The organism is uncultured Campylobacter sp. (assembly GCF_938030785.1).
Classification (GTDB): Bacteria; Campylobacterota; Campylobacteria; order Campylobacterales; family Campylobacteraceae; genus Campylobacter_B.
This window is the reverse complement of the sequence record NZ_CALHIK010000161.1, coordinates 1-10,789: the sequence shown is the minus strand read 5'-3', so window position 1 is coordinate 10,789 and position 10,789 is coordinate 1. Positions and strand designations below refer to the sequence as shown.

Annotated in this window: 11 protein-coding genes; 1 reads left to right on the top strand and 10 read right to left on the bottom strand. The window is 45.3% G+C overall.

The genetic code is table 11. From position 1 onward, the window contains the following. Window positions 1–99: 99 nt before the first annotated feature. The 7 genes from Q0438_RS09570 to Q0438_RS09540 all read right to left on the bottom strand — a co-directional run bounded on the left by Q0438_RS09570 (window position 100) and on the right by Q0438_RS09540 (window position 5,879). Window positions 100–585 (bottom strand): hypothetical protein, encoded by a 486-nt coding sequence (locus Q0438_RS09570; protein WP_299190423.1) that lies wholly within the window; start codon window positions 583–585, stop codon window positions 100–102. Between the two features lie 410 nt (window positions 586–995). Beyond that, on the bottom strand, window positions 996–1,682 hold the full coding sequence (locus tag Q0438_RS09565; RefSeq protein ID WP_299190422.1) for a lysophospholipid acyltransferase family protein: 687 nt from the start codon (window positions 1,680–1,682) through the stop codon (window positions 996–998). After that, entirely contained in the window at window positions 1,663–2,955 is a 1,293-nt protein-coding gene (locus Q0438_RS09560; RefSeq protein WP_299190420.1) for an SH3 domain-containing protein, read from the bottom strand. The genes Q0438_RS09565 and Q0438_RS09560 overlap by 20 nt, the downstream gene beginning before the upstream one ends. Continuing rightward, entirely contained in the window at window positions 2,949–3,614 is a 666-nt protein-coding gene (gene purQ / locus Q0438_RS09555) for a phosphoribosylformylglycinamidine synthase subunit PurQ (RefSeq protein WP_299190418.1), read from the bottom strand. Before purQ ends, Q0438_RS09560 begins: the two co-directional genes overlap by 7 nt. After that, entirely contained in the window at window positions 3,611–3,847 is a 237-nt protein-coding gene (purS, locus tag Q0438_RS09550) for a phosphoribosylformylglycinamidine synthase subunit PurS (RefSeq protein ID WP_297916651.1), read from the bottom strand. Before purS ends, purQ begins: the two co-directional genes overlap by 4 nt. 3 nt (window positions 3,848–3,850) lie before the next feature. Further along, window positions 3,851–4,570, bottom strand: coding sequence for a phosphoribosylaminoimidazolesuccinocarboxamide synthase (gene purC, locus Q0438_RS09545; RefSeq protein WP_297916649.1), 720 nt, complete (start codon window positions 4,568–4,570; stop codon window positions 3,851–3,853). A 10-nt stretch (window positions 4,571–4,580) separates the two neighbouring features. Then, a complete protein-coding gene (locus tag Q0438_RS09540) occupies window positions 4,581–5,879 on the bottom strand; it encodes a S41 family peptidase (protein ID WP_299190425.1) in 1,299 nt (432 codons plus the stop codon). Window positions 5,880–6,095: 216 nt separating this feature from the next. On the opposite strand from Q0438_RS09540, the gene Q0438_RS09535 reads away from it, so the two are divergent. After that, window positions 6,096–8,705, top strand: a complete 2,610-nt coding sequence (locus Q0438_RS09535) for an AAA family ATPase (RefSeq protein WP_299190417.1) — start codon at window positions 6,096–6,098, stop codon at window positions 8,703–8,705. Between the two features lie 415 nt (window positions 8,706–9,120). Here the strand turns inward: Q0438_RS09535 and Q0438_RS09530 are convergent, their stop codons facing one another. The 3 genes from Q0438_RS09530 to Q0438_RS09520 all read right to left on the bottom strand — a co-directional run. Beyond that, window positions 9,121–9,537: a hypothetical protein gene (locus Q0438_RS09530; RefSeq protein ID WP_299190416.1), complete on the bottom strand. Its 417-nt coding sequence runs from the start codon at window positions 9,535–9,537 to the stop codon at window positions 9,121–9,123. A gap of 337 nt (window positions 9,538–9,874) precedes the next feature. Continuing rightward, a complete protein-coding gene (locus Q0438_RS09525) occupies window positions 9,875–10,477 on the bottom strand; it encodes a hypothetical protein (protein ID WP_299190415.1) in 603 nt (200 codons plus the stop codon). A gap of 100 nt (window positions 10,478–10,577) precedes the next feature. Next, a partial coding sequence (locus tag Q0438_RS09520) for a penicillin-binding transpeptidase domain-containing protein (protein WP_299190414.1) occupies window positions 10,578–10,789 on the bottom strand: 212 nt, incomplete at its 5' end.

Sequence of the window (10,789 nt, the reverse complement as noted above, 5' to 3'; positions counted from 1 at the left end):
CAAATAGTTTTCTTAATCGCAGGCGGTTTAATCATCTACTATTTCTTTAATTCGGCATTTGCTTGTTCTGCAGTATAGCTCATATTTCATCCTTTTTCTTTAAATTTTAGATCTGAAAATTACTTGAATATTCTCTTTAGGGATAAAATACGTTATAACGTCTCCTCCCTTAAACTCATTTAAAATTTCTTTTAGAATATCTACAATTTCTTGTTTTGGTATATCCCCGATATCGCTTCTTATGGATTCTAACTCATATATTATTTTAAACGGATTATCCGTAATTTTCGTGCTAGTATTTTCGTTGTATATATCTCTTAAATCGATCTCTATATCTTTACCTTTATAGTGCAAAAGCCATATAACTTCTCCGCTATAATTCATATCTCTTGGATCCCCAATAATAATACTACGCACCACAAAAAGCCAAATACCCCTATCTCTATCTATACACCAACTTCTTGAATTTAAGTTTGCCCAATCAAGCTCGCCCTGATGATATTTTTTAAATATCTCATTGCACGGTTTTAGTAAATCATATTTCTCGATATCCTCTTTTGAAATACGCTCTGTAATAAACGCCATTCTCTACTCCTTAAGAATTTAAAATTTTAGGCTGCTTGCGGGTTGCCGCCGCCTTTGCTCTTGCGACAAATCGTTTAGCCATTCGCGCAAATGGCTAAATATACGCTAAGCTCTATCTTGCCGCGCCGCGTAAATTTTAAAATTTCGTTTTATCCAGGCGCTGTTTTCCTACCTATCTCTTGCCTATCTCTTGCCTATAACTCGCCGCCCGCCGCTTAGATGAAATTTTAAAATTCCACCGCCTGAACGCATGTATAAAATTTTAAAATTCAGCCGTCTGCACGAGCGGACGAAATTTATAAAATTCCGCCGCCGCAAATCAAAGCGACGAATGAACGCGCTGTCGCGCAGAAATCGCGCGGATTAACAAAAGTCGCGTTTGAATTTAGTGATAAATTTATAAATTCCGCCTACGCTTCGGCGGTTTCGTTTTCGTCGATTACGGCTTGCATCGTGTCTCTGGCGTGCTGCAGCCAATCTTTATCGCTCGTGTCGAGCAGGTCTAGGTAGATGATTTTGACGTGTCCGCTGTGGACGGTGAAATCGTGAGAGTTTGCGATGTGCTGCGTGCCGATGAGTACCACGGGCTGGACGCGCAGACCGAGCTTGCTAACGATCGCTTTGGCTCCGCTTTGGAATTGCAAAAGCTGCGTGCCGCGATGTCTAGTGCCTTCGGGGAACATCGTGATGACGCGCCCTTCGCTTACGCGCTGCTGCACTTCGTGCACGATCCGCACCAGATCGCGCGGATTTGAGCGATCGACCTGGATCATTTTCGGAAGCGTGATGATTTTGCCGATGATAGGGATGTCGGCGATCTCTTTTTTGGCGATCCAGCAGATATCGCCGGGATGGGTCTCTTCGAGCACGACGATATCCATTATGCTTTGGTGGTTGGCGATGAGTAGCTGCGCGCGCGGATCGGGAGTGCCCACGATCTCGATGTCGTATCTGGCGCCGAAATGCTGAAGGCGCCCCCAAATGCGGCGGAAGCGGCGATGAGAGGAGTTTTTCACCGTCATAGCGATTACGACCCAAACGACGGTGAAAATAAACCAAAACGCGTAAAATAGCGCTCTAATCCTTGACAAGCTCATCCTTTTTTACCCAGCCGATCTTATTACCGCCAAGCATAATTTTGTAAAAATCCTTATTCGTGCCCAAAATTTCGACCTTTTCGGCATTTTTGGTTACGTAAAATACCGTGGAGCTTTGCATAGGCAGAATTCTAACGGGAGAATTTTGCGCGATGCTGCCCGTGCCGTAAGGTCTTTGTGCGTAGAAATTTACCGCTAAAATCAGCACCGCAAAGATGAGCGGCGTGATATTTTTGCTAAGCAGAAACATCACCAAAAGCCCGGCTGCGAGGGTATAGATCGCGATCTGCTTGTAGGCTTCGAATTTACTCTCTTTCGGATTTAGCCCGATCTGCGTGCTAAGATCCTCGGCGCGCGGATTGAGCTCAAGTCCGAAATTTTCAAATTTTTTCGTCTGTAGATTGAAGTAGCTGAAGTCTAAATTTGTGACGTTATTGTCCACGACGGCGAAATAATATCCGCTCTGGCTCGCGTATGTGCCGCGCACGGAGTCCACGCCCTGCTTGATTATGGCGGGATTATCAATGTGAAAGGATCCGATCGCGCCGTTTCGCACACCAAGATCGAGCGTGAGTAAATTTGAAGCGTCGTCAAATTTGGCGGTTTTATAGTTTTTGAGCTTCAGCTCGTCGGCTACGATATGGGAAAAATTCGCCTTCGCGTCGAGTTTGACAAACTCGGGATTAGCGGGCTTGATCGAGCTTTTTTCAAAAAATTCCCCGTTGCGCTCCAGCGTCAGAACAAACTCATTGATCTTGGCGTCCTTGCCGCTTGCTTCAAACCACAGCGTAGTCTCAAACATCTCGTCGCCCTCGATCCAAGCAAGTTTGTCCTCGTTCAGCCACTTAACGCCGTCCGTGCGGCTGATCGCAAGCTTAGGCGTGACGGTAATCTTCTGTCCCAGATACACGGCGAAATCGATCTTAAAAATTTGATTGTAATAGACTTTTCTAGGCATTCCGCTAGCTTTTAGCGTAAGCTCTTTGGGTTTGATGTCCTGATAAATTTTATCGTCGGATACGTCCAGATCGACTTCATTCGTAGGAGCCAAGGCCTTGAGATCGTCTATGCTAAGATTTTCCATAGACATAACCTCTTTTTTATTGTATTTCAACATAACCTTGGAATTATCGCGCTGCTGCGCATCGTCCGGCTTATCCTCGCTCTTTTTCGGCGCATATTTACTTAGATCGTCGAGCGAATCGATCTCAATTTCAGGCGCCGCAAAAGCGATCGCGCATACGCCCAGAATCGTAAAAAATTTTTTTAGCAAATTAACCCTTTTAACATTTTTATCCCGTCCGTGCCGCCTAAAATAGGCTCTATTGCGCGCTCAGGATGCGGCATCAGACCGAAAATCTTTCTGTTTTTATCGCAAATCCCGGCGATTGCGTCCACCGAACCGTTTGGATTTAGATCCGCGCCCTTTGCGTCGCAGTATTTCAAAAGTACGCAATCATCGTCGTATAGCGATTTTAGCGTATCGGCGTCCGCGTAATAATTGCCCTCGCCGTGCGCGATCGGGATATTTAAAATTTCGCCCTTGTCGCAACAGCGCAGAAATTTATTGTCGTTTGAAACGACGCGCAGATGGTGAAATTTTGAGATGAAGCTTAAATTTATATTTCTACTCATCGCTCCTGCAAGCAGCTTCAGCTCCAAAAGCATCTGAAAGCCGTTGCAGATACCCAAAATATAGCCGCCGCGCGCAGCATGAGCCGCCACCGCCTTCATCGCAGGGCTAAATTTAGCAATCGCTGCGGTTCGCAAATAATCCCCGTAGCTAAATCCGCCAGGCAGCACGATCAGATCGGCGTTTATGGCGGTTTCTTTATGCCAGATTATCTGCGTTTCGCAACCCAGCGCGTCAAAAGCGTATTTGCTATCGCGCTCGCAGTTGGTGCCGGGGAAATTTACGATCGCTACCTTCATATCACGATCTCGTAGTCTTCGATGACGGTGTTTGCCAAAATTTCATCGCACATCCTAGCGACGTCGGCGTAAATTTTATCCCTATCCTCGCCGTTTAGCTCAAGCACGATCTGTTTGGCTACGCGCACATCCTCTACTCCGCTAAAACCAAGCGAAGCGAGGGCGTGTTTGACCGCCTTGCCCTGCGGATCGAGCACGCCCTCTTTAAGTCTTACGTTTACGATTACCTTCATCGCTTATCCTAAAATTCTACGCAAGACCTCTTCGTAGGCCACTTTTACGCTACCGAGATCCTGTCTGAATACATCCTTATCGAGCTTCTTGTCGGTCTGTTTGTCCCAAAAGCGGCAGCTATCGGGGCTGATCTCGTCTGCAAGCAGAATATTGCCGTCGCTATCCCTGCCGAGCTCGATCTTGAAATCCACTAGCTTTAAATTTCGCTCGTCGAAAAATTTAACCAAAATTTCATTGATCTTGCGCGCGATATTTTTAAGCTCGTCAAGCTCGCTTTGGCTCTTTACGGCGCCGAGCAGCACGCAATGCTCGTCGTTTAGTATCGGATCGCCCAGATCGTCGTCTTTGTAGCAAAACTCTACCAGCGTAAACGGAAGCTTCGTGCCCTCTTTGATGCCCAGGCGCTTTGTAAGCGAGCCGGTAGCGATATTGCGAGCGATGATCTCAAGAGGGAAAATCTTGCATTTTTTTACGAGTTGCTCGGTCGGGCTGATCGTCTCAACAAGCGCAGTGGCGATGCCGTGCTTTTTAAGCAGATCAAAAATCAGCGTCGAAATTTTACAATTCAGCGCACCTTTGCCGCTCTCTTCGGCTTTTTTGACGCCGTTAAACGCCGTCAGCGAATCTTTAAATTCTGAGATCAAAAGGTCGTCACTTTCGTTAACCGACCACATCTTTTTGCCCTTGCCTTCGTAGATGAGCTCTTTTTTAGTAGCTTGCATCACACTCTCCTTACTTGATGTTTAGAATTTTTATCGCGTCTATTGCGGTTTTTAACTGGATATCGTTGCCGATCTGCTCTTTGGTGATGAAATTTTTCTCATCTTTTTTCTGCTCGTCTTTTTTCTCTTTTTTATCGGTCTCAACCTTGGCAAGCTCGCTTTTTAGGTGCTTTTTAAGATCGGCTTCTTTTAGCGAAAATTCATCCTCGTCGCGGCTCGGCACCTTGCCCGGCGCCACTACGAGATCGGGCGTCACGCCCACCGCTTGTATGGTGCGACCGCTTGAGAGATAGTAGCGAGCTATGGTAAGTCGCAAGGCTTCTTTGTCCTCGATCGGCAGGATTACCTGCACGCTTCCCTTGCCGAAGGTGTTTTCGCCGACGACTACCGCACGCTTTAGATCCTGAAGCGAACCGCTTACGATCTCGCTCGCGCTTGCGCTGCCGCCATTAACCAAAACCACGAGCGGCAGATCGGTGATCTTCTTTTTAGGATCGGCGTTGTGAGCTTCGGTTTCGTTTTTCGCGCGCCCTTTTTGAGAGACAATAAGCCCCTTGCCGACAAATAAATTTACGAGTCCGATCGCCTGATCCAAAAGCCCGCCCGGGTTATTTCGCAGATCCAAGATAATGCCCTTGGCGTCTCTGTGCTCTTTTATAAATTTGCTCGCGTCCGCTACCACGTGCTGATCGAAATTTGTAACGCGCAGATATAAAATTTTATCATCCTCGATCATCTTGGCATAAACCGATTCCACTTTGATTATGTCGCGTATGATCTCGACGTCGAAAGGCTTGCTAACGCCTTTACGCACGATCGTTAGAGTGATTTTAGTTTTTGGCTTGCCGCGCATCTTTGAGACCGCATCGTCGATCGTGATGCCGAAGGTCGCGTTGCCGTCGATACGCAATATCACGTCGTTGGCCTGAATGCCTTTCTTATCTGCAGGAGTCCCCTCGATAGGCGAGATGACTGTCAGAGCGCCGTCTTTCATACCCACCTGAATTCCAAGCCCGCCGAACTCGCCCTCGGTTTGCACTTTCGTGTCGTTAAACGCCTTTTCGTCCATATAGCTTGAGTGCGCGTCGAGGTTATTCATAAGCCCCGAGATCGTCTTGTCCACGAGTTCCGAGAAGGTCATCTCATCGACGTAATTGTTTTCGACGATCGCAAGCGTTTTGGTAAGCTTAGCTAGCGCCTCCAGACGCGTTTTTTCGCTGTCTGGCTTTTTGGTCGCGTTGACCTCTCTGGCTTGTAAATTTCCGGTAAAAAAACTGACGCCTAAAAATAGAGAAAATATGAATCCCAAGCCGAAGAAGAGGTGTTTTTGTCGCAAAGTTTATCCTTGAAAGTAAAATGGAGTGAATTTTATAGAAAATTGGCTAAAAATAAGGTAAATTTCATACGAAATTTGCGCGTTTACGGATAAATTTAAGCCGAAAATTTTAAAATCTCACTAAAAAACCTTGACATAAACAGACTAAAGTTATATAATGCAATCAACTTCAACTTTAGGAGAAAATTTATGAACGAAACTATTGAAATTTTAACCGACAAAATGCGCTCTTTGCTCGAAAGCAGCGTTTCTTTAGCGATCCACTCCAAAAATAGCGAGGTGGGCGTATTGCACATGCTCTGGGCTTTGGTAGCCGACAGCGGCTCGGTGCTAAACCAAATTTTTAATAAATTTAGCATCGAAAAGACCGCGGTCGAGCTTGAGATCAAAAGCGAAATTTCAAATTTGCCGACCAGCTCAAACGTCACGAAGGAAAACATGCGTATCTCGCGCGAGCTGATGAACTCGCTAGAGCTCGCAAAGGGGTTGATGACGAGCTCGGGCGATAAATTTATCGCCGTAGATACCTGGCTGATCGCAAATTTAAACGCCGATCCGCTAAAGAAAATTCTGTCTAAATTTGCAGATCTTAGCGAGATCAAAAAAGAGCTTGAGGCGCTTCGCGGCGGCAAAAGTATCGATTCGCAAACCGCCGACGAGACGCTTGAGGCGCTTAGTAAATTCGGCGTCGATCTCACTGCCAAGGCGATCGCGGGCGAGCTCGATCCGGTCATCGGTCGCGACGAGGTGATCTCGCGAATGATGCAAATTTTAATCCGCAAGACGAAAAACAACCCTATCCTACTCGGCGAGCCGGGCGTTGGAAAAACCGCGGTCGTCGAAGGTCTTGCACAGCTGATCGCCAAAAAAGAGGTACCGCTCAGCCTGCAAAACAAACGCGTCATAGCGCTTGATATGAGTGCGCTGATCGCGGGCGCGAAGTACCGCGGCGAGTTTGAAGATAGGCTCAAAGCCGTCATCAACGAAGTCGTAAAAGCCGCGAACGTCGTGCTTTTTATCGATGAAATTCACACCATCGTAGGTGCGGGCGCAAGCGAAGGCTCGATGGATGCCGCAAACATCCTAAAGCCCGCCCTTGCGCGCGGCGAACTGCACGCAATCGGCGCTACGACGCTGAAAGAGTACCGAAAGTATTTTGAAAAAGACGCTGCGCTTCAGCGCCGCTTCCAGCCTGTAACGGTCGCGGAGCCTAGCGTGAGTGAGGCTACGGCGATCCTGCGCGGCATAAAGGAGCGGCTAGAGGTGCATCACAACGTCACCATCACCGATAGCGCGCTTGTGGCGGCTGCAAGGCTAAGCGACCGCTACATTAGCGATAGATTTCTGCCGGATAAGGCGATCGATCTCATTGACGAAGCGGCGGCGGAGCTTAAAATGCAGATCGAAAGCGAGCCAAACGAGCTTGCCAAGGCTAAGCGCGACATCCTTACGCTTCAGGTCGAAAAGGAAGCCCTTAAGATGGAGGATGACGGCAAAAACGACGAGAGGCTCGCGCAGATCGATAAAGAGATCGAAAATTTAACCGAGCAGAAAAATGCGCTTCAGGCTAAATTTGAAAATGAAAAGTCCGTATTCGGCGGCATCAGCGAGGAGAAAAAGGCGATCGATAGCCTCAAAAACGAAGCGAGCCTAGCAAGACGCAACGGCGATCTTAGCAAGGCCGCCGAGATCGAATACGGCAAGATCCCCGCCGCGCAGGCGAAGGTCAAGGAGCTTGAGGCGAAGTGGGATGCGATGAAAGAAAACGGAGTACTTTTGCGAAACCGCGTGGACGAGGAGAGCGTGGCTGAAATTTTAAGTAAATGGACAGGCATCTCGGTAAGCAAAATGCTCTCCTCCGAAAAGGAGAAATTCCTCCACATCGAGGAGCACCTAAAAGAAAGCGTCGTAGGGCAGGACGAGGCGCTGCACGCCATCGCTCGCGCCGTCAAGCGCAATAAAGCGGGGCTTGTGAACGAAAACCGCCCTATCGGAAGCTTTTTGTTTCTAGGACCTACCGGCGTCGGCAAGACCGAGAGCGCAAAGAGTTTAGCGAGGTTTTTATTCGACGACGAGCGGGCGATGATCCGATTTGATATGAGCGAGTATATGGAAAAACACAGCGTCAGCCGCTTGCTCGGCGCGCCTCCTGGATACGTGGGCTATGATGAGGGCGGACAGCTTACCGAAGCGGTGCGCAGAAAGCCCTACTCTGTGCTGCTTTTTGATGAGATCGAAAAGGCGCACAAGGACGTTTTTAACATCCTGCTTGGAATTTTAGACGACGGACGCGCGACCGACAACAAGGGCGTTACGGTCGATTTCAAAAACACGATCATCATCCTAACGAGCAATATCGGCTCGGCTAAGATTATGGAACTTGACGCCAAAAATGCGGGCAAGCCGCGTGAGGTCGCGCTTGCAGAGCGCGAGGAGGCGATAAAGGGCGAGCTGAAGAATTATTTTAAGCCCGAATTTATCAACCGCCTGGACGATATCGTGATCTTCAACGCCCTAAGCGAGGACAATCTCATCAAAATCGTGGGCATTATGTTTAAGGGCCTACAAAAAACTCTCGCAAACCGCGGCATTAGCGCGAGCTTGAGCGAAGACGCCAAAAAGCTCATCGCCTCGGCGGGCTTTGATATCGAATACGGCGCAAGACCGCTGCGCAGGGCGCTTTACGATCTAGTGGAGGATAAGATAGCCGATATGATCCTAAGCGACGAGATCAAAACCGGCGATCGGATCGAAATCAGCGCGCAAGGCGGCGAGATCGGGATAAAGAGGATGAAGTAAAATTCTGCGGAATTTATCCTGCGGGGTAAATTCCGCGCTTCGATAGAGTAAATTTAGCGGCGTAAATTTAAAATTTATCGAGCTGAATTCTGCCGAATAAAATTTTTATCAAAGTGAAATTTCAAGTTTGAAATTTTAAAATTTTATCGAGCTAAAATTTATGCCTCGGAGTTTAGAATTTTAAATTTAAAAGGTAGGAATTTTAAGCTTTAAAATTTGGAAGTGCGAGGATTTTAGATTATAAAATTTGAAATGCCGGCAAGCTTTAAATTTGAAGCCAAAGGGGCAAATTTTAAGATCGTTTCAAAATTTGCCCCCTTTAAATTTCTATACTTCTCAAATTCTATTCATAAAATTTTGCATATAAATTTACGTAAAATTAACTAAAAAAGATGGTTAAACCAACTTATCCGCATTAAATTTTATCGCTTCTTTTTAGAATAAAAATCACCACAGATGCGATTACTAGCGACGATAAAGCGCTTATCATCATTATATTAAAATTAAAATTTGAGCGATCAAACAGATGACCCAATAAGGTCAAATCGGCTTTTGCTAGGATTATCACAGCTAGCGTATAAGCATAAAATACACTTATAAAAAATACGGATGCGGCGGAAATTTTATCCAGCAGAATAAAAGCCTTTATCTTTGAAAATACGAAGCAGCAGATGATTAGAGGCAAAATTACCGTCGCGCAAAATAGATACAATACCATAGCGCCGAAAATATCGCTTTCGCTATCGCTCGCCTCTTCGTGCCACGTTAGTTCAAAAGCTTTTAAAACGATAGAAAACGGATTCGCGATATCGTAACCGCTATACTCCGCCAAAAAAAACCGCGTCTATGCTGGCAAATATAACGCCCAAACAATCTATTGTAAAAAAGAGTAAGGCGATCCAGGATAAAATCCTCACCCCTTTTAGCTCAAAACATTTTTTAATGAACTCTTTTATCGCCCTACTCCCCAATTTATAGCTTTTAAGATCAATTTGGCTTTTATATCGCGTTTCATTTCGGCGCCTTCAAAACTCTTTGTCGTGATCTCTCATCAAATTTAAGCCTCAGCTACGCTAAATTTTAAAATTTTAAGCAAGCAAAGCATTGTGTGCCGCATTTGTTGCCTTTTACACTTTGTTTATATTTGACATTTTGTCTCCCTTATAAAATTAAAATCTAAAAAATCGTTCTTTTTGCATTTCTTCCATTTCTAAATATATTATATCCTTGGCCTCTAATGCCATGCTATTTAAAAATTCTAACTTTATAGTATATTTACCTTTTTGTAGTTTTACTGTAGCTATCCTTTTATACTTGCCGTTCGTACCATTCGGAGCAGTAGCAATAAAATCATAAACATCTTTGGAAAAACTGAAAATAGTATTAAAATTATCTTTATGTTCTAAAATTCTAGCATTATCAGGATATATATTTTTATCGCTTTCTTTAAAATATCTCCAATCCGTTTGTTTCATATTAAACGGGGTTATTGTAAGCCCCAAGGTTATGTTGTTATTATGCCCTATATTCACATTATCTTCTTCAATTTTTCCTATATTATATGGATATATAAGGTATAGTATATAAAATGCTTCTTTGTCTATAGTAATATTTATATCTAAAATATTATCTTTATTGGAAATATTAATAGCTTGAGCTTTTTTATATATTACTGGGTTTTGAATTGGTTTCCAATTTACAATACTATAAATAACAATAAACAATAAAAATATAAAAATTAGAGATTTCTGTTTGCTGTTAAAATTCATCATAATTTAAATCCTTACTATTGTACTTTTATCTTACTTAAGGGGCTAGATAAAATTCCAAATTTTAAGCCCGCAAAGGCTTGCTAAATTCTAAAATTCCACCCTACTTCGTTTTCTTTGCGCTGTCTTTGCTGGTCGTTGCGTTGGCGTCGATGTAGCCCATCTGGGCGAGCTTTTCGTAGATTTGCATTATTACGGGACCTGCCGCGCTTCCGCCTCCTCCGCCGTGTTCTACGAGCACGGTTACGGCGTATTGCGGCTTGTCGTACGGCCCGAAGCTCGTCATCCATGCGTGCGAGCGGTGGAAGTAGTCCA